The organism is Jannaschia sp. L-14R (genome assembly GCF_056857695.1).
Genome location: NZ_JBSXNP010000010.1, coordinates 193,914 through 212,552, shown reverse-complemented (window position 1 = coordinate 212,552; position 18,639 = coordinate 193,914). Strand labels below are relative to the sequence as shown.

At 58.1% G+C, this 18,639-nt stretch carries 21 protein-coding genes and 1 pseudogene; 10 read left to right on the top strand and 12 right to left on the bottom strand.

Annotated features, from left to right (window positions below; genetic code table 11):
* Positions 1-159: 159 nt before the first annotated feature.
* Positions 160-1,107: an SDR family oxidoreductase gene (locus tag AC13C2_RS09385; RefSeq protein WP_482886649.1), complete on the bottom strand. Its 948-nt coding sequence runs from the start codon at positions 1,105-1,107 to the stop codon at positions 160-162.
* Between the two features lie 272 nt (positions 1,108-1,379).
* Positions 1,380-2,264: a LysR family transcriptional regulator gene (locus AC13C2_RS09380; protein WP_482886648.1), complete on the bottom strand. Its 885-nt coding sequence runs from the start codon at positions 2,262-2,264 to the stop codon at positions 1,380-1,382.
* Between the two features lie 96 nt (positions 2,265-2,360).
* Between AC13C2_RS09380 and AC13C2_RS09375 the strand changes: the two genes are divergently transcribed.
* Positions 2,361-2,636, top strand: a complete 276-nt coding sequence (locus AC13C2_RS09375) for a DUF2218 domain-containing protein (protein WP_092763403.1) — start codon at positions 2,361-2,363, stop codon at positions 2,634-2,636.
* Between the two features lie 48 nt (positions 2,637-2,684).
* On the opposite strand, the gene AC13C2_RS09370 is transcribed toward AC13C2_RS09375, so the two are convergent.
* A complete protein-coding gene (locus AC13C2_RS09370; RefSeq protein WP_482886647.1) occupies positions 2,685-2,831 on the bottom strand; it encodes a hypothetical protein in 147 nt (48 codons plus the stop codon).
* Between the two features lie 113 nt (positions 2,832-2,944).
* Between AC13C2_RS09370 and AC13C2_RS09365 the strand changes: the two genes are divergently transcribed.
* Both AC13C2_RS09365 and AC13C2_RS09360 read left to right on the top strand, forming a co-directional pair.
* Positions 2,945-3,436, top strand: a complete 492-nt coding sequence (locus AC13C2_RS09365) for a nuclear transport factor 2 family protein (protein ID WP_245737601.1) — start codon at positions 2,945-2,947, stop codon at positions 3,434-3,436.
* A 37-nt stretch (positions 3,437-3,473) separates the two neighbouring features.
* Positions 3,474-3,878 (top strand): NAD(P)H-binding protein, encoded by a 405-nt coding sequence (locus tag AC13C2_RS09360; protein ID WP_245737602.1) that lies wholly within the window; start codon positions 3,474-3,476, stop codon positions 3,876-3,878.
* Here the strand turns inward: AC13C2_RS09360 and AC13C2_RS09355 are convergent.
* Positions 3,858-4,439: an EF-hand domain-containing protein gene (locus AC13C2_RS09355; RefSeq protein ID WP_482886646.1), complete on the bottom strand. Its 582-nt coding sequence runs from the start codon at positions 4,437-4,439 to the stop codon at positions 3,858-3,860. The two genes, AC13C2_RS09360 and AC13C2_RS09355, sit on opposite strands and share 21 nt — an antisense overlap.
* 171 nt (positions 4,440-4,610) lie before the next feature.
* Between AC13C2_RS09355 and AC13C2_RS09350 the strand changes: the two genes are divergently transcribed.
* From AC13C2_RS09350 to AC13C2_RS09340, 3 genes are read left to right on the top strand one after another with little or no spacing between them, the layout of a single operon-like run.
* On the top strand, positions 4,611-5,333 hold the full coding sequence (locus AC13C2_RS09350) for a response regulator (RefSeq protein ID WP_482886645.1): 723 nt from the start codon (positions 4,611-4,613) through the stop codon (positions 5,331-5,333).
* Positions 5,330-6,739, top strand: a complete 1,410-nt coding sequence (locus tag AC13C2_RS09345; protein ID WP_482886644.1) for an ATP-binding protein — start codon at positions 5,330-5,332, stop codon at positions 6,737-6,739. The genes AC13C2_RS09350 and AC13C2_RS09345 overlap by 4 nt, the downstream gene beginning before the upstream one ends.
* A gap of 1 nt (position 6,740) precedes the next feature.
* A complete protein-coding gene (locus tag AC13C2_RS09340) occupies positions 6,741-7,046 on the top strand; it encodes an SHOCT domain-containing protein (protein WP_339644483.1) in 306 nt (101 codons plus the stop codon).
* A gap of 1,283 nt (positions 7,047-8,329) precedes the next feature.
* Here the strand turns inward: AC13C2_RS09340 and AC13C2_RS09335 are convergent.
* The 5 genes and pseudogenes from AC13C2_RS09335 to AC13C2_RS09315 all read right to left on the bottom strand — a co-directional run.
* A pseudogene (locus tag AC13C2_RS09335) lies at positions 8,330-9,033 on the bottom strand (ABC transporter ATP-binding protein); the annotation flags it as partial.
* Entirely contained in the window at positions 9,033-10,166 is a 1,134-nt protein-coding gene (locus AC13C2_RS09330) for an MlaE family lipid ABC transporter permease subunit (RefSeq protein ID WP_482886643.1), read from the bottom strand. The pseudogene AC13C2_RS09335 and the gene AC13C2_RS09330, both read right to left, overlap by 1 nt.
* Complete coding sequence (locus AC13C2_RS09325) at positions 10,163-11,068, bottom strand: carbamate kinase (protein ID WP_482886642.1); 906 nt, start codon at positions 11,066-11,068, stop codon at positions 10,163-10,165. Before AC13C2_RS09325 ends, AC13C2_RS09330 begins: the two co-directional genes overlap by 4 nt.
* Position 11,069: 1 nt before the next feature.
* Entirely contained in the window at positions 11,070-11,798 is a 729-nt protein-coding gene (gene argF, locus AC13C2_RS09320) for an ornithine carbamoyltransferase (RefSeq protein WP_482886641.1), read from the bottom strand.
* A complete protein-coding gene (locus AC13C2_RS09315) occupies positions 11,764-12,192 on the bottom strand; it encodes a hypothetical protein (protein WP_482886640.1) in 429 nt (142 codons plus the stop codon). The genes argF and AC13C2_RS09315 overlap by 35 nt, the downstream gene beginning before the upstream one ends.
* Positions 12,193-12,345: 153 nt before the next feature.
* Between AC13C2_RS09315 and adhP the strand changes: the two genes are divergently transcribed.
* Positions 12,346-13,374 (top strand): alcohol dehydrogenase AdhP, encoded by a 1,029-nt coding sequence (gene adhP / locus AC13C2_RS09310; RefSeq protein ID WP_482886639.1) that lies wholly within the window; start codon positions 12,346-12,348, stop codon positions 13,372-13,374.
* 15 nt (positions 13,375-13,389) lie between these two features.
* A complete protein-coding gene (locus AC13C2_RS09305) occupies positions 13,390-14,010 on the top strand; it encodes an exopolysaccharide biosynthesis protein (protein WP_339644454.1) in 621 nt (206 codons plus the stop codon).
* Here the strand turns inward: AC13C2_RS09305 and AC13C2_RS09300 are convergent.
* The 3 genes from AC13C2_RS09300 to AC13C2_RS09290 form a co-directional block, all read right to left on the bottom strand.
* A complete protein-coding gene (locus AC13C2_RS09300; protein ID WP_482886638.1) occupies positions 13,957-14,850 on the bottom strand; it encodes a universal stress protein in 894 nt (297 codons plus the stop codon). The genes AC13C2_RS09305 and AC13C2_RS09300 overlap by 54 nt on opposite strands.
* A 244-nt stretch (positions 14,851-15,094) precedes the next feature.
* Positions 15,095-15,307, bottom strand: coding sequence for a YgaP family membrane protein (locus AC13C2_RS09295; protein WP_175495878.1), 213 nt, complete (start codon positions 15,305-15,307; stop codon positions 15,095-15,097).
* 93 nt (positions 15,308-15,400) lie between these two features.
* Positions 15,401-15,715 (bottom strand): phasin family protein, encoded by a 315-nt coding sequence (locus AC13C2_RS09290; protein ID WP_482886637.1) that lies wholly within the window; start codon positions 15,713-15,715, stop codon positions 15,401-15,403.
* 306 nt (positions 15,716-16,021) lie between these two features.
* Here AC13C2_RS09290 and AC13C2_RS09285 point away from each other — a divergent pair, with 306 nt between their 5' ends.
* Both AC13C2_RS09285 and AC13C2_RS09280 read left to right on the top strand, forming a co-directional pair.
* Entirely contained in the window at positions 16,022-17,449 is a 1,428-nt protein-coding gene (locus tag AC13C2_RS09285) for a bifunctional aminoglycoside phosphotransferase/ATP-binding protein (protein ID WP_482886636.1), read from the top strand.
* On the top strand, positions 17,430-18,602 hold the full coding sequence (locus AC13C2_RS09280; RefSeq protein WP_482887001.1) for a site-2 protease family protein: 1,173 nt from the start codon (positions 17,430-17,432) through the stop codon (positions 18,600-18,602). Before AC13C2_RS09285 ends, AC13C2_RS09280 begins: the two co-directional genes overlap by 20 nt.
* Positions 18,603-18,639: the final 37 nt, after the last annotated feature.

The window sequence follows — 18,639 nt, the reverse complement described above, 5'->3', positions numbered from 1 at the left end:
GAACCATGTCGGCGAGGGCAACTGCCGTTCACCGATTTGATCCAGAGCTATGGCCAATGAGTGGCGAAACTGATTTCGATCCCAAAATCACCGAAGCATCGGAGCGCGCAAATGTTCGCAGCGGCGAGGCTCAATTGAACACGTCTCACCCGGCGTCAGTCAGAACGCCCAATTGAAGCCGGTCGCCTCTTCAGATGCTGTCCACAGCCTTTCCATGACTGGCTTGTCATAGGCATGGGGGTTGAGTGTGCCACGGCCGACAGGACCCACGAATTCCATCCGGCCCGTGGGACCATAAAGAGCGCGCTGTTCCAACCCGTCCTCAGTGGCGCACATCACCTCGGGGTAGGCGCCCTTTTCAGCGGATTGCACCATAGGAGTGAGGGTCATGAGCCTGAAGAGCAGTTTGGTCAGCCAATTGCCGCTGGTGGTGATCAGCGACGTTGCCGAGGATCCCGGATGGCAGACGTAGACCTCGACGCCTTTGCCGGTTGATGCGATGCGATCCTGTAACTCATAAGCAAACATCATCTGCGCGAGCTTGCTTTGGCTGTAGACGGGATTGGCGCTGTAATTTTTGTCCCAGTTCATATCGTCGAACTGGATTGTTTTGATCCCCATGTTATAGCCGAGGCTGGCGACAACGACGATCCTGCCCGTTGACTCCTCAATACGGTCAAACAGCATACCGCATAGCAGGAAATGACCGTAATGGTTGGTGCCAAGCTGGCTTTCAAAACCGTCCTCGGTGAGCTTCTGGGTCGGCACCTGCGCGATGGCGGCGTTGCAAATGAGAGCGTCGATTCGGGACACAGATCTTAAAGTCTCTGCCGCAGCTGCGCGTACGCTGGCGAGCGACGCAAGGTCCATGCGAATGAAGCTGACATCGGCGTCTGTCCCGAACTCGGTCTTCAGGTCCGCGACTGCCGCTTGCGACTTCTCGGCCGACCGGTTCAGCATGACAACCCTGGCTCCCTTGCTCAGCAGAATTCGTGCCGCTTGAAATCCAGCGCCCGCGTTGGCCCCCGTTACAAGGTAGGTCTTGCCCTTGAGGTCGCCGAGGCGCTCCGGGGTCCAGCCATTGGGGCCGAATTTCGTGTCCGTCATTGTCTTTCTCCATTTGGATGCGGCAAAGAGGCCGCGCAACTATCCGTCTTGGGATTGCGGATAAGTCTCATCCGCGCAGTGAAATAGATTATATCGTCTTGATTACTTGCCTGATTGTATCAAGGTGGTTGCGAGAGCTGATCTGAAGCCATGAGACTGCTCCCATGAGCAAAAACGAAATCAAGCAACTCATCGCGCGCCGGACTGAGAAAGACGGCAACCAACTTCCGGTAGGAGTTGCTTGAAGCCGTGCAGGCAGCTTTGCTTCGTCGTTAGCGACCAAGCGCGTCAGCGAGAAACCGGACGAAAAGCAAAGTCAGCGTTTCACGCCGTGAGGAATCAGGCCAGACCGCATGCAGGTCGATGTCGCCCAATCGCCACTTCGGCAGAAGCCGGACAAGCGAACCGGATGCTACGCCCCGCGCCGCCAGGTTTTCCGGCAGGACAGACGCTCCCACGTCTTGCATGGCGAAGTGGTAAAGGGCGTTGGCGCTGTCGACCTCGATCTGCGATCTCCCCGTGACGCTTTCGGTCTCGCCCTTGTCGGATGTCAGTTCTATCGTGTCGGACCGTTGCTGGTATCTGATCCAGTCCCAATCCTCCATATCAGCGGGCCGTGAGGGCACCGGGCGGGCGCTGGCATATTCTGCACCCGCAACCAGCGCGCGAGGGATGACGCCCAGCTTGCGGGACATCATCGCACTGTCCGAAAGCGACCCCGCTTTTATCGCAAGATCGAGCCCGTTCTCGATGATCTCGACCCTGCGATCACTATAGAACAGCGACAGGGCCACGTTTGGATACCGCTTGATGAACGCTGCCATGGCAGTCGAAAGATCCGATGTAGACAGGAACGCCGGGATGGACACACGAAGCGCGCCTACAGGATCCTGCATGGTCGCGTTGATTTCGTTCAATCCCGCCTCCGCACTTCGCAACATCTGGGTGACGTGCGTATAGAGCGCTCTGCCTTCGCCGGTCAGCGCGAGCTTGCGAGTTGTCCGATAGAGCAGCGTCGTGCCCAAATGGTTCTCCAGATCGGTGATCGTCTGACTGACGCGAGAGGGGGCCACACCGATATCCTGTGCCGCAGCCCGGAATGACCCTTTGTCGACCACGCGGGCGAAGACGGCCATGTGTTTGAGGTGGTCGATCATTGTTCTGCATTTCAGAATTATAAAATCAGCATTCATCAGATATTCGAAATCGCCCCAAGTGGATAGATGTCGCTTCAACAATCACGGAGCGACCCGATGAACACACAGGCGACATTCAAGACAAGCAAGGCGCAACGGTATCTCGGCACGCTCTGCAAGCATTTCGGTCATAAGGTTCCTGTGCAAATGGATGGCGACCGTGGCCGGATCGAGTTGCCGTTTGGCCAGTGTGAGCTAGCCGCAAGTGACGACGCACTGCAGATCGAGGTGTCGGCCGAAACGAAGGGTAACCTCGACAAGGCAGCGCGGGTCATTGCCAACCATCTTGAACGCTTTGCCTTCCGCGAGAACCCGCAAATCGAATGGCATTGAGCAACCTCACACGCCCCTCCGCAGCACCCATCTCCTGTCAATGGAGCGCTACATGACACTGAAAACACTTATGGCATCTGCGTCATCGCAGATGACGACCTCGTCGCTGTCCACGCCCGGTATGAAGACGTCGGCACCACTCCGGTCACCGGCTTCGACGTCTTCTGCATCGAGAACCGCAAGTTCGCCAGGCATTGGGACGTCATCGCGCCGAAGCCAGGCCCGGATGCAGCGCGCAACGAAGCAGGGCAAAATCTGATCGAACCCGGCTCCGCATTCCGCCCCGGAGCCCCAAACAGGAGCAAACAATGAACCGCAGAACTCTTATCACGACATCGCTTGGCGCATCGCTGGCGATCATCCTGGGAACACATGCAGGAGCACAGGAAATGGACGAACAGACACAAGCATCTTTCGACACCGTAATGGCCTTCATGGGCGCGATGGGATCGGGCGACATGGAAACGATGAGCAGCCTGATGGCCGATGACATGGTCTGGCACAACGAAGGCGACGAAAGCCTGCCCTGGATCGGCGAGACCCGTGGCAAGGAGAATATCTTCGAATTCCTCGGCATATTCTCCGAAAACCTGCAAACGACCAAATGGGAAAACACAGACGCCTTCGCCTCGGGTGACACGGTGGCCGTGTTCGGTGTGATGAACGCCATCACCACCCGGTCAGGCAAGGAGACGGGAGACTTCTCCTTCGCGCTGCGCGCCAAGGTCCGCGATGGTCAGGTGGTGCTGTGGCACTGGTTCGAGGACAGCTTTGCCGTCAGCCAAGCTTATCACGGCTGACCCAGACCAGTGGCATGGCCGGTGCCGACGCCCGGCCATGCAATCGCCAACCAAGGAAGGCGCGCGTGCAATGACCTATGCAATCACCGCCGTTTCGGGCCAACTCGGCCGGGAAATCGCCCTGAAATCAATTGACAAGCTTGGGGTCAAAGATGTCGTGGGCCTGGCCCGCACGCCGCATCATGTTAAGGACCTCGGTATCAAAGTTCGCCCCGGTGACTATGACAAACCGGAAGAGCTTCGGGCGTCGTTGCAGGGCATCGATGCGCTTGTCCTGGTGTCCGGCATGGCCGCCCCCGAAGACCGTATTCAGCAGCATCGCAACGTGATTGAATCTGCCAAGGCCGAGCAAACCGGGGCGGTTTCCGAAGATCGCAGAAAAGGGTCATGGCCCCGCGTCGGGGGCCATGACGGTTCGCGATCAGTTATCGTTCATCATTGAATCGTTGCTCGTGTCTTGGTCGACGCCGCCTCGCATGCTCTGCATCCGCGTCATAACATCTGCGGGGGCAGTCATTTCCCCGGCGGTCACGATCCCGTCACCGTCTGCGTCGAGATACTGGAACCGATCCACCATCGTTTCGCGGATCATCGCGCTGTGCAGTGTCTCGAATTCACTGATGGAAAGAGACCCGTCGCCATCGGCGTCGAATTCTCCGAGCTTGGCCAGTAGACCGGTGCGCAGTTCCTCGGGCGAAACGGTACCGTCGCCATCTGTGTCGAAGGCCAGCATCATGGACAAGGGGCCCATACCGCCCATCATGCCGCCACCCATTTTTTGCATATGGGCCATCATCCCTGACATACCGCCTTGGCCGCCCATCATGCCGGACATGCCACCTTGGCCGCCCATCATGCCAGAAGCCGCACCTTGCTGCATCACACCACCGCCCTGTCTGGCGCCAGTCTGCCCCCCGTGCTTTTGATCGGCATCGGCGAAGGCGGCTCCGCCGAATGCGACGCCGACCAGAATACCTGCTGTAAGAAGTGTTTTGCGAACCATGATATGTTCTCCTTTCGGGTTTGTGACGTATTGAACATGGAGAGCGATAAGCCGTCTTGAAACGCAGGTGAATGAAGGATTTGTAACGCTTTGTCGTAACGGGGCGCGTGGTTACACTTCGCGACAAATCTTTTGGAGATAGGTCCCGCCGAACCCGGTAAAGGACATCCCATGACCGATTTGCCGCATATTCTTGTCGTAGACGATCACCGCGAAATCCGTGATGCCGTTACGCGTTATCTCGAACGCAACGGGATGCGGGCGACTGCGGCGTGCGACGCAGTCGACATGGATGCCAAACTGGCCAAGGGCCAGTTCGATCTGATCGTTCTGGACGTTATGATGCCGGGCGAGGACGGGCTGTCAGTCTGTCGCCGCCTGTCGGCCAATGGGACATCGCCAATTTTGATGCTGACTGCATTGGGCGAGGAGACGGATCGCATCGTCGGGCTGGAAATCGGTGCCGACGACTACCTGGCCAAACCTTTCAACCCGCGTGAGTTGCTGGCGCGGATAAAGGCAATCCTGCGCCGCGCGTCCCGGCCCGAACCCTATGCCGGCGCGCTTTCGGGCCGCCGTATCCGTTTCTCGCAATGGACACTGGATACCGATCAGAGAAGCCTGACAGGCGAAAACGGCCGCAAGGTCGACCTGACAGGCGCAGAGCTCAAGCTGCTGACCGTGCTGCTGGAGCGTCCTCGGCTGGTGCTTAACCGCGACGAATTGCTGGACCTGACTGCCGGTCGCTCGGGCTCGGCTCTCGACCGTACCATCGACAACCAGATCAGCCGTCTGCGCCGCAAGATAGAAAATGACCCATCCCGCCCCCAGCTTATCGCAACGGTGCGCGGGGGCGGCTATTGCTTCGCTGCCGACGTGCAGGAAGAGGAATGATGCGCGTCCTTTTCGACAGTCTGCGCGGTCAACTCGTCCTGCTGATCGTCTTGGCACTGGTCGTGGCGCAGGCTGTAAGTCTGTGGTTGTTCGTCGACGAGCGCAGTCAAGCCGTCCGCACCGCGCTTTGGTTCGAAGTGGCGGGCCGTGCCGCAAATGTCGCTCTGCTTCTGGAAGAAGCGCCCGAAGACCTGCATTCGGCGATCCTGACAGCGGCCGACTCGCCGCTGGTGCGGTTCGCGTTGTCGGAAACACCTGTCGTTGCTCAGGACGACCGTGCTGTTGGCGGCGCGGTCGAGGCTCGGGTGCGCGGCCTTATGGGCGGCATACCGGGTCGCGAGGTCCGGGTGAAACTGAATGTAGTCGATCAGAGTATTCCTCCGCCGATGGCGGGTGCCGGACCGGAAATGGTGCAGATGCACATGGCGATGATGCAGGGTCAACTGTCGGCAATCGAGATGCAGTTGGCCATCGCGCTGGCGGATGGCCCCTGGTTGAATGTCGTCACCCGGTACGAACGACCGCCGCTGCAATGGCCGGTCGCGTCGATCCTGAGTTTCGTTACCACCGCGGCCATCATCCTGGTTACCGTCTGCTGGTTTTTGCTGACTCGCCTGACAGGTCCTTTGCTGCGTGTTTCGCGTGCCGCCGAAAAACTGGGCCGGGGTGAGGATGTATCACCCCTTCCGGCACATGGGCCTGCCGAGGTACGAGATCTGACCCAGACCTTCAACCGGATGCAGGACAGGCTGACACGATTTGTCAGCGACCGGACCCGGCTGCTGGCGGCGCTCGGGCACGACCTGCGCTCGCCGTTGACCGCGCTGCGTGTCCGCGCCGAAATGGTCGACGAACAGGAAACGCGCGAAGCCCTCGTCTCGTCAATCGAGGAGATGCGGGAAATGGTGGACGCCACGCTGGCCTTCGCGCGCGGCGTCGCGACGTCCGAGCCCTATGAGCCGGTCGATCTGCAACAGTTTCTGGAGAAATTGCGCACCGACATGCTGGACGGCTTTGAACTGGTGCCATCTGCGCCTGTGCAAGTGCGTCTGCGCCCGCAAGCCTTGCGCCGCGCCCTGCGCAACATCCTCGATAACGCCGTGCGCTATGGCGGAGGCGCGCGTGTCAGCTATGGTCAGGAGGACGATCACGCGGTCATCCGCATACGCGACGAAGGCCCCGGAATCCCTGAACCCGAGCTGGATCAGGTGTTCGAGCCGTTCTTCCGGCTGGAAAAATCCCGCTCGCGGGAAACCGGAGGCTCCGGTCTGGGCCTATCCATTGCGCGGACATTGTTGCGTGCGCATGGCGGTGATGTCCGCCTGTCGAACCACCCCGAAGGCGGCCTTTTGGCGGAAGTGACACTTCCGCTTCATCCGCGACCCCAACCAAACGAAGGTGACTGACATGAGTAAATACATGATACCAACCACGATGGCGGCTTTTGCTGCGGCTGCCACTCCCGGATTGGCCGATACCGGCAATGGGTTCAGCCATATGTGGGGTGCCGGTTATGGCATGACAGGCGGGCTGATGATGGTGCTGTTCTGGGGCGTGATCATCGGGATCATCGTTCTGGCTGTGCGCGGCTTATCCGGGCGCAGTTCAACCGGAAATACGCCGACCGCACAGGATATTCTGCGCGACCGCTATGCGCGGGGCGAGATCGACGAAGATGAGTTCGAGCGCCGCAAGGCCAAACTCGATATGTGAGGCCTGACCACAACAGCCACGCACGGAGGTCATGAAAAGCGCCGCAAATCATTGGACAGTATCAAGCGTTCTGTACCGCCCCGTTGGCCATGTCGGGAAGAAGGTCGTCCAGCAATTCTTGGAACGTGGCGACGATAACCACGGGCCCGGTTCATCAGGCTGGTTGTCATGACTTACCTCTCGTAGGTCGGGACGCGATCATTGAGAAGAAAGCGTGCGGGGTTCTGGTCGATCCGGCGGACGAGTGTCTCAAGGGTTCATACCAAGGTGCGGGCTTCTTGGACGAGCCGTGTAAGTTCACGAAGACCGGTGTTGGCGAAATCGCCGACGCCCGGCGCACTGACCGCGACCTCTTGCTGGACTTGGGCCACGACGGCATCGGCACGTGCGATCAAGGCCTGCAGATCGGTGGCGATCATCGGAGCGTCGCGGGCCACGGCTTCCACAGTTACACCGATCCTTTCAGATGTCAGGCGGATATCGGCGAGAACCGGAACGATATCAATTTCCATAAGGCCGCTCGCCGCATCGAAGGCAACTTCCGCAGAAGCCAGTGCACTCTCCGCCCCGGTCATTGCGCCATCCAGAGCATCCAGAGAGCGCTGCGCTCGCTCCAATAGCGCGTTTGCGGATGCGATCGTCTGTTCGGTCTCAGTTGCCAAGGGGGCAAACCGGCCGGTCAATCCGGTCAGATCGGCGGCCACCTGATCGATGGCCGCCGCTGCGGTCGCGACGCCCGCGCGTATATTTGTGACCACGGATGGCACATCTTCATTTATGACAACCTCGAGGGTAGCGATGGCAGATCCTGCACGGGTCAATATCTCCCGCGCCTCGACGACGAGCAGCGTGCCATCCCCATCCACAAGCTCGTCGAAACTATGGGAGGCATCAGTTACAGCGGCAAAGGCAATTTCGGCCCCTCGCAAGGTCGTTTCCAATTCCGCCAAACGGGCGTTCAGCAGGGTTGCTGTTGCTGCATATCCTTCAAGCGTTTCGCCAGTCCGGTTTCTGAGATCCAGGATGGTTTCACTCATTAGAATAACCGCCTCGGAAACCTGTTCCAGGATTAGAGGTACCTGGTCGCTCAGGATAGCGTCAGATCGGGTGAACGTATCGTCGACTTTCTCGATTGCATCGCCTGACCTGCTCAGCGTCAACTCGGCTGCACCGAAAGCTAGCTGTGCTGACGCCAGCGCGGTATCTGCCCGCTCCAGCGTCGTCTCGACCGCTGCCCCGATGCTGTCGAGCCGGTCGGTGAATCGGGTTATCTGAAGCGTGGCATCGCTGACGGTTCCGGTAATCTCGGAAAAAACCTTGCGGTCGGCCAGAACCGCAACCCGGTCGCAAATCGCATGCAAGCTGTCCAGATCATGTGTGACGAGGAACACCGTTAACCAAGAACATTCTGTAACTGCTTGATGAGAATGTTGAATGCTGCCGCGACGGTGGGGTCGAAACCGGCCGTAGGTTCATCGAGAAAGACAATCACGGGATCGAGCGCGATGGCGCGCGCAAAGCCCGCACGTTTGCGCATGCCGCCCGACATTTCCGATGGATACTTGGTCTGGGCGTTTTCAGGCAAACCGACCATGCGCACCTTTATGCCCACCAGCGTTTCGCGCAGGTCATTATCCAGATGCAATTGCTCTCGCATCGGCGCCTCTACGTTCTGACGTACGATCAGTGAGGAAAACAGCGCGCCGTCCTGAAACATTACGCCCCAGCGGCGGCGCCGACGGCGGTATTCGGCCTCTGGCGTATCGCGAACACTCTGACCGAATACCTCGATCTGGTCCCGCTGCGGTTTCATCCGACCGACGATAGCAGGCAGGAGAACCGACTTGCCGGTCTCCGATCCGCCTACGATGCCGATAATCTCGCCCCGACGCACGTCGACGTCGAGATCTTCATGTACGATATGTGTGCCGAACCGCGTCACCAGGCCCCGGACGCGAATAATATGGTCGTTGGGCGTATCAGACATCAGACACCCACCACGGCAAAAAAGACTGAAAACAGCGCGTCCATCACGATGACCATGAAGATCGACAAGACAACGGAAGCCGAGGTCAACCGGCCGAGCGATTCTGCATCGCTGCCAACCATCATCCCTTCGTAACAACCGATGATTCCGATAATCAGTGCGAAGAATGGTGCCTTGATCATGCCGATACCGAAATGCCAGACATCGGTGTTCGATACGAGCCGCGACTGAAACACAGCTGGCGAAACCCCAAGTTCGATCCACGACATGATGGCACCGCCAACCAGTCCAGAAATATCGGCGATGAAGCCGAGCGCGGGCAGCATCAGCATCAGGGCAAGTACGCGCGGCACCACCAGGATTGTCACTGGATCGAGACCAAGGGTGCGCATTGCGTCAATCTCTTCACGCATCTTCATCGACCCGATGGCGGCAGTGAAAGCCGACCCCGAACGGCCTGCCACGATGATCGCGGTCAGTAGGATGCCAAGTTCGCGCAGCACCGAGATGGCAATCAGATCGACGACGAAAACCTCGGCACCGAATTGGCGCAACTGCGCTGATCCCTGAAAGGCCAGGACCACACCGATAAGGAACGCCATCAACGCCACGATCGGCACCGCATTCAGCCCCACTTCCTGACAGTGGTGGACCAGCGATGTCAGCCGCAACCGGCGCGGATTGACCAGGATCGCCGCCATGGCGCCGACTGTCTGACCGAGAAACGATATCATTTCAAAACCGATCCTTGCCCCACGCACTACCTTGCGGCCAATGCGTTCAAGTCGATCAGCCAACAGGCTTGGTTTTATGGTCGCGATATCTTCGGGTGGCAGGTTGCGGCGTACGGTCTCGAGCAGCTGGGTCTGCGGTTCGCTCGCTCCTTCAAGAGCGATAGTCCGGTCGCCTGTTGCACCTGACCGTTGCAGATCGACAAGGAACCAAGCCCCGGCCGTATCGATCCGGGTCAAACGGGCCATGTCGATGACCTTCACGCCGCGCGCCATATTGCGTGCACGCGCGCGGTCAAGGCCTTGCAAGGCATCGATATGCAATCGGCCCGACAGCACCAGACGCGGCCCGTCGATCACAAGATCAAATATGTCTTTCGGTGTTTTCCGGCCTTCGCTCACCCCCCGCCACCCTCAAGGTGGATCAGAGTACCGGCCTGCCCCGACAATAGTTTCGGAGCATCTTCAAGGCGACCGATAGCAGCCGTGGTGCCGCCTTCCCTCAGGAACGACAGTGCGGCTTCCACTTTGGGCCGCATCGACCCGGCGGGCAGGTCCATCGCACCGGCTTCGGCCTCGCTCAGGGTCTTGAGAGGCTGCGCTGTGGGTGTATCGAAATCCACAAATACCGCTTCGACATCCGTCAGAAACAGCAGGGCCTCCGCCCCGAGACGTGCAGCAAGAAGCGCGCTTGCCCGGTCCTTGTCCACGACTGCCTCAACCCCATGATGAGTGCCGTCGGCACGGCGCACGACAGGGATTCCGCCACCGCCGCCACAGATTACAACGGCACCATGTTTCAACAGTATTTGGATGGCCTTGAGATCAGGCAGATCGAGCGGCAGGGGCGAAGGTACGGTGCGGCGCCAGTGATCCCCATCCTGCGCGATGGTCCAGCCGCGCGGTGCGGCGATGGCCTCGGCTTCGGCGCGACTCCAGACCGGACCGATGAACTTGGTCGGAGCGGCAAACGCCGGATCGTCGCCATCGACCACGACCTGCGTCAGAAGTGTCACGACGGGCCGGTCGTGCGCCAGCGCATTCTCGAGAGCGCGTTCGATCACATAACCGATCATTCCGTCTGTCTCCGCCCCCAGAATGTCGAGCGGCCAGGGATCGGCCTGCATCGCCAGCATACCCACTTGCGGGCCGTTGCCATGGGTGACGACGAGACTGTGACCCGCGCGCACGATTTGGGCCAGATATTCAGCCGCAAGCGTTACATTACGCTCCTGTGCTGCGGCCGTCATCTCCTCACCACGGCGAAGCAGGGCATTCCCACCCAAGGCTGCGACAACTAACACCTCAGGCTCCCAGCGTCGCGACGAGCACGGCCTTGATCGTATGCATGCGGTTCTCGGCCTGATCGAACACGATGGAAACGGCGCTTTCAAAGACTTCGTCCGTCACCTCCAGTGCGTCCAATCCATGCTCACGTGCGATCCTTGCGCCGACCTCGGTGTCGACGTTGTGAAACGCCGGCAGACAATGCATGAATTTCGTATCCGGGTATCCGGTTTTTTCCAGCATCGCCGCGTTCACCTGATATGGCATCAGCGCTTCAATCCGGCGGGCCCAGACGTCTTCAGGTTCCCCCATTGACACCCAGACGTCCGTGTACAGGAAATCACAGTTCCGCACGCCTGAGCCCACATCTTCGGTAAGCGTCAGGCGAGCGCCGGTCTGCTCGGCTATGACCCTGGCCTCCTCAATCAGTGTCTTTTCCGGCCAGAGCGGCTTGGGTCCGCAAAGCCGCACATCCATGCCCATCTTCACGCCGCCGATCATGAGGCTGTCGCCCATGTTGTTGCCGGTATCCCCGAGAAAGCAGAATGCGATCTGGGACAACGGCCGGTCGCAGTGCTCGCCCATCGTCATCAGATCAGCAAGAATCTGGGTCGGATGAAACTCGTCCGTCAGGCCGTTGTAGACTGGCACGCCTGCCCATTCGGCCAGTTCTTCGACAATCTTCTGGCCGAAACCGCGATACTCGATCGCGTCATAGACCCGGCCCAGAACCCGTGCGGTATGCATGAACCGCTGTCGTACGGAGTGCGTGGTCCGCGACGATAGAGCGCGAGGGGTCGGCCTTCACTTTCGCCGCATAGCGCATCACGAAAACCACGCAGATCAGCCAGCCGATTCCAAGGATCGCCAGTCTCAGGAGCAACCCGTCGGTAAACGGAATATTTGCGGCATCGGAGGCGATGGCGGTTGCGAAGGGATTGATCGTCGATCCCAACACTCCGATCCCTGCACCGAGCAGGATCACCGCCACGCCGGTCACTGCGTCGTAGCCTGCGGCGATCATCACCGGTATCAGGATTGCATAGAAAGTCAGCGTCTCTTCTGCCATGCCATACGTCGTGCCTCCCGCGGCAAACAGAGCCATCAGGATCGGGATCATCCACTTTTCGCGGCCTTTCATGACATGGCTTTCTTCTGTCGCGTCCGACCCGTTGCGGGACCTTTGGCTCAGGAATGCCGGAATCACCGGTGCTTCGATTGATGCCGATCAAGTCCGGAACCGCATTTTCCATGCACTAGCTTGCATGACCTTACGCGATGAGGAGATTTTCCGATGACGATCCCCCAGACGATGAAAGCTGCCGTGGTTACCGAACTCGGCAAACCGCTGGATATCCGCGAACATCCCGTGCCACAGATCGGAGTCGGTCAGGTGCTGGTCCGGGTACGGGCGTCCGGTGTGTGCCACACTGATCTGCATGCAGCTATGGGTGACTGGCCCGTAAAACCAACGGCACCCTTCATTCCGGGGCACGAAGGTGTAGGCGAGATCGTAGCCCTTGGTACCGGTGTTACCCATCTGAAGGAAGGCGACCGGGTCGGCGTGCCCTGGTTGCACTCAGCCTGTGGCCGGTGCGAACATTGCACCGGAGGCTGGGAAACCCTTTGCGAAAGTCAACAGAACACCGGCTATTCTGTCGATGGAGCTTATGCCGAATACGTTGCGGCAGATGCCGATTATGTCGGCCAATTGCCTGACGGGTTCGATTTTGGTCCTGCCTCGCCTGTGCTTTGTGCGGGCGTGACCGTCTACAAGGGATTGAAGGAAGCCGAAGTTCGGCCCGGTCAATGGGTCGCCATTCTGGGGATTGGCGGACTCGGTCATATGGCGGTACAATACGCCAAGGCCATGGGGATGCATGTCGTGGCAATCGACATCGCCGACAGCAAGTTGAAGCTCGCGAAATCCTTGGGCGCCGACGAGATAATCAATGCCGCGGACGTCGATCCGGTCAAGGAGGTCATTTCGCAGATCGGCGGCGTGCATGGCGCGCTCGTCACTGCCGTGAACACCAAGGCATTTTCCCAGGCGACGGGCATGCTGCGCCGTCATGGCACGATGTCACTCGTCGGCCTGCCCCCCGGCGACTTTCCCCTGCCGATCTTTGACGTCGTACTGAAGCGTCTGACGATCCGCGGCTCCATCGTCGGCACGCGCCTCGATCTGTCCGAAGCCTTGGCCCTTGCGGCGGAAGGGCAAGTGAAGACGACATTCAACTGGGCAAAACTCGACGACATCAATGAAATTTTTGATTGGATGCGCGAGGGCCGGATTGAGGGCCGGGTTGTTCTGGAGATCTAAACTGAGGTCGTAACATTGCTTCATGAGCAGCTTGACCCAAAATCTGACACGAACGAGATCAGCTTTGCCGCCCTTCTCGAAAGTCTGGGCAATCAAGCCCGCGCTGGCACGGAAGTAACACTTGGCAGTGCGCTCGATCAGGCAGGGGCGCGGATGCACGGTGTCGCGATCCTGCTGTTCGCCCTGCCCGACTCTATCCCTCTCCCCATCCCGAGTGCAGGGGCAATTCTTGGTGTTCCGCTTATGATCATCTCGGCTCATCTGGCTCTGTACGGAGAACGGGGCAGTCTGCCGCGACGCGCCAGACGCATACGTCTGCCGCTGCGGATGATCGAGACCATGATACGGTTTCTCGCTGTTCCGTTACGATGGGCGGAAAGCAGGAGCTACGAGCGACTGCCGATATTCGCGAAACGCGAAAGGCTTGTCGGTGTCGTCTGCCTGCTCATGTCTTTACTTCTGGTGATGCCCATTCCGCTTATGAACGCACCGCCGGCCATTGCGATAGCCTGCATGTCTTGGGGCCTGGTTCAGCGAGATGGCGTTTTCGTGGGGATAGGAATAACTGTCTCCATCGGCGTTTTAGCCAGCATCCTCATTTTTGCCGATCTGATCCTGAACGCGCTTACCGCATAGCGGTACGATAAGAATGTCAAAATTCGAATATGACAAAAGTTCGTGCGCTGTGCTGCCCAAGATCGCGGAAGACAGCCAGGAACGGCTATGTGCCCCAACACAAATCAGGTCCGAACCCAATTCTGCTGCAACGCGAGGTAATATATCTATTGCGCTGCCTTCGTGTAGAATTACGTCGCGCTTTTCGATTTTGATCGGCATGCTATTGAGCCATATGTCGACTTCTCGCCTGATATCGTCTTCGATTCCTCTCTTGTCAGTGGCCGATATGCTCCCTGTTCGGTCGGTGGACATTGTGAGGTTTTTGAACGGTACATGATAGGCGTGTATCAAAGCCACGTTATTTGCTCCAACAAGCTCGGTCGCGAGAGATACCGCGTTCGATGAACAGGTCGAAAAATCCAAGCCGACGACGGCGCGAGCATAGTGGGCGACGGGCTCCCGCCTTGCCACCAAAATCGGAACCGCTGAGGTGCGCGCCATGCGTTCGATGGTTGTTCCACGGAAAAACTCAGCAATTCCGCGATCTCGGTGGCGACCTATGACAATAAGATCCGCACCAAGATCGACGGCGGTAGAGGCGATATCAATACTGGGATCACCGAATATGAAAGAGACCTCGACATCGAGCGCCTTGGTGTCTTCGATCTTCGCTAGCTGTGACGTGATAAACTTCTCGGCGACCTGTTTCTGCATATCACCGATGATCAATGGCCAGTCCCCGTCGACGACATGAATGACATGCAGCTTGGCTCCGGATCTGTGGGCGATCAAAGACGCCCGTCGCAGTGCAATATCGGATCGATCAGACAGATCTGTGGCCACCAGAATTTTCTTCATCGCTCCTCTCCGGTTAGAATAGATTACACTGAGTCATAATAATCGCCAAGTCGTTTGAAAGTCCGGAATCGATATTCACGTTTCATTTTCAGCTGCTCAATACTTGAACATGGGTAGATTCACCCACTATCGGCTTGCAGACTGCCGAATGGCAAAAATGACGGTACCGCTGAAAATGAATCACCTTGTCCTGCAGCTGCGAACTCTGTCGTGCCTACCTGTCGCACCCCGTGTTATTGCTCATCTATTTCTGTCGGGTAGATGCCCCCAATGCCGTATAGATAGGACAGGACCGGACATATGCGGTAACTACGAGAACGATGCCGACGACCACGGAAGCTGCAACAATCAATGGGGCGAACGATAGAATATACTGGTTCCAAAGCGGTGCCAGTATGAGAAACAGTCCAATAATATATCTGATGACGCGGTCAGCCGCTCCGATATTGATCGTCATGGTTTTTTCTCTTCTTCATGTTGCGTTATATTGCTGTCCAAAGGGCATTTACTGTCTGCCCCGTCAGGTTGTTTAGCCGATAAAGTGCAAGCTTCATTCAGGCGCCGACTTTCCGACGATTTCAGTTAGCTTCGCAGTCTCGGCATAATATTGATTGATCGCCTTCTGGACGAACTCCGCCTGCACCTGCTGCATCTCCGGGACCGATTTGCATTGAAAAAGCTTTTGCTGGGTCTGGACGTCTTCCTTCATCCGTGCGGCTAAGAATGTCGTCAGCTCAGCGCCAAAATTCGCAAGGTTCTCCAGCCATGTCATCCCGTCCCAGGGTGTATGTGAAATCGGCCGGAAGCAGGCATCCGGGTCGCCAATATCCTGAGCCGCAGGGGGAGTGTCGCTGTTGCTGTCCATCTCGGTCTCCTTGATTCTGCCTACATGCCGAAAACGATAGGACATGTTGCAGTGCGGAGATTGATTTCGCTCAAGCCATGGTCCGGAAAAAACGCTTAGTATTGACATGCATCTCTCCTGGTCGGCAGGCAAATGGGTAAGAACAGGCAAAAAAGTCATGTCAAGACGAGCGGGTCCGCGGCTCAGGCAGAGGTCATTCGCTTTCTCGAGAGCGGAGCGGGTTTCGGAGGCAGCACGCAAAGGATCGACACGCATGGTGCTATCATCTTCCTGACCGGAGATCGGGCTCTAAAAATCAAACGCGCCGTGAAGTACGACTACATGGATCTGTCGACCGTCGCAAAGCGTCATACCCTGCTTGATCGCGAACTCGAACTCAACAAGAGCACTGCGCCGTCAATCTACAGGAGCGTCATGCCGATTGTCCGTCGGAAAGACGGGACGCTCGCGTTGGACGGCCCCGGAGACGTGCTTGAATGGGTACTGGTGATGAACCGTTTCCCTGCAAAGACAGAACTGGCGCACATTGCCGACGATTGCGGAATTGACGATGCTCTGGCCCTGAAATTAGGGGCTTCGATTGCCCGATATCACGCGGCATCACCGGTCCGCAATCTGGACGGCGCAGCCCTGATTGAGGAAATAATCGACGAACTCGAGCGTGTATTCCGCTCCATGGGCGAAGCAATCAATGTTGAAGCCTCCGATTTCATAGCGCGAAGCCGAAAGGTTTGGTCTGACCTGTCCGTGATTTTACACCAAAGGTCCAGAAACGGGCACATTCGGCGATGTCACGGCGATCTCCATCTGCGCAATATCGTTGTGATCGGCGGCGTTCCAACGCCTTTCGATGCCCTCGAATTCGATGAACGCCTAGGCACATGCGATACCCTTTACGATCTTGCGTTTCTGCTGATGGATCTCGACCACCGCGAAATGGGTCACCCGGCAAATCTGGTGCTGAATGCCTATTTCTCCGAAGCGTGCTCGGATTTGACCGATTCCGGGCTGTCGCTTCTGCCGTTATACCTCTCGATCCGGGCTGCAATACGCACGATGGTAGATGTTCAGACCGCTGCCGTCGCGGCAGACGGAATCGAAATGATGGGCGAGGCACGCGCCTATCTGATGCAGGCCATGGATTATCTCGATCCGAAGCCGACTGTCCTCCTGGCGATCGGCGGTTATTCCGGCTCCGGCAAATCTACGATCGCGCGTGCCATCGCGCACAAGATCGGTGCAGCACCGGGCGCGATGCATATTCGCAGCGATGTCGCTCGCAAGACGCTTCTGCATCATGATCCACTCACCCACCTCGGCGCGGAAGGCTATACGCCCGAAGTAACGGCCCGAACTTATGACGCCATACGCCATCAGGCCCGTATTGTTCTTGAACAAGGTCATTCGGTGATCCTTGACGCCGTTCATGGAAATGCTGATGCGCGCCGGGCCGCCGAAGATATCGCGACAGATGCCGGATGCGATTTCGTCGGAATCTGGCTGGAATCGAAAACGGCTACACGGCTGGCGCGAATCTCAACGCGCGGACCGGACGCGTCCGACGCGGATTCAACCGTTGTGATACGACAGGCCGGGGCGGATCCGGGCGCGATGCAATGGCATCGCATCGACACAGATCGATCCCTGGAGGAAGCCCTGTCAGCCGTTTCAATGACCCTGAATCCGCATAAGATAACTGATAAACAAACCCTTGGTGAATCTGATGTGGGGTAATGCCATAAGGATTGCACGGATCCATGGTTTCGAGATCAAGGTCGATGCAAGTTGGCTTCTGATCGCCGCGCTGATCGTCTGGAGTCTTGCTACCGCCTACTTTCCGGTCGAATTCCCGGATGCCCGGACTCCGGCGCTTCTTGTCATGGCCGTGGCGGCGATGCTGGGACTTTTCGGGTCATTGATCGTGCACGAATTGGCGCATGCCATCGTCGCGCGACGCTTTGGCCTTCGCATTTCAGGTATCACCCTGTTTCTTTTCGGAGGGGTCGCAGAACTCCAGTCGGAGCCGGTGAGCGGAGCGACCGAATTCTGGATCGCCATCGCCGGGCCGTTTGCCAGTTTCTGTCTCGCGCTCGGATTCTGGTTCAGCGCTCTGGTCTCTGACATCATCGGGCTGCCGGCCGCCGCGCTCTCGATCTTCGGCTACCTGGCCGTAATCAACCTTGTCCTTGCCCTGTTCAATCTTCTGCCTGCATTTCCGATGGATGGGGGTCGGGTGCTGCGCGCCTGGCTCTGGACGCGATCGAGCGATCTGGTGATGTCCACCAGACATGCAGTTACCGTTTCGAACATGATCGCCTATGGGGTGATAGCGCTGGGTCTTTACGCCGTTTTCTCCGGTGCATTGACTGCGGGGCTCTGGCCGATCCTGATCGGACTGTTCCTGTTGGCGACATCGCGTGCGTCCCTTGCCCGGCTGGAGACGGAGGTTGCGTTCGACGGGCGGACTGTCGCGACCTTCATGACGCGCGATCCATGGACGGCACGCGTGGATCAATCGCTGTCGGACCTGGTGAACAATGTGTTCCTGGAACATGCCATCACATTCGCACCCGTTTTGGAGGACGGGACACTGCTGGGGTATGTCGATACCCAGATTGTCCGCAAGATCGACCGCGAACACTGGACGACAGTGATGGTTGAAGATGTGATCGAGAACGTGAATAATGATAATTCTGTTTCCTGTGACATGACTGGCCTCGACCTTATGGCGCGGATCATGAAAACAGGTCGGAGAAAATTCCTTGTCGTCGATGCAGAAAGGCTGGCCGGTGTGATCACTCTCACAGATGTTTTAGCGGTCATTAACGTATCGCGAGAGGTTGGGCCTGCGCCCCACCAATCGTATAGTCGAACTGCCCCGGAATGAGCTCAGGCGCTTTTCTGCTAATTGATTCAGAGTACTG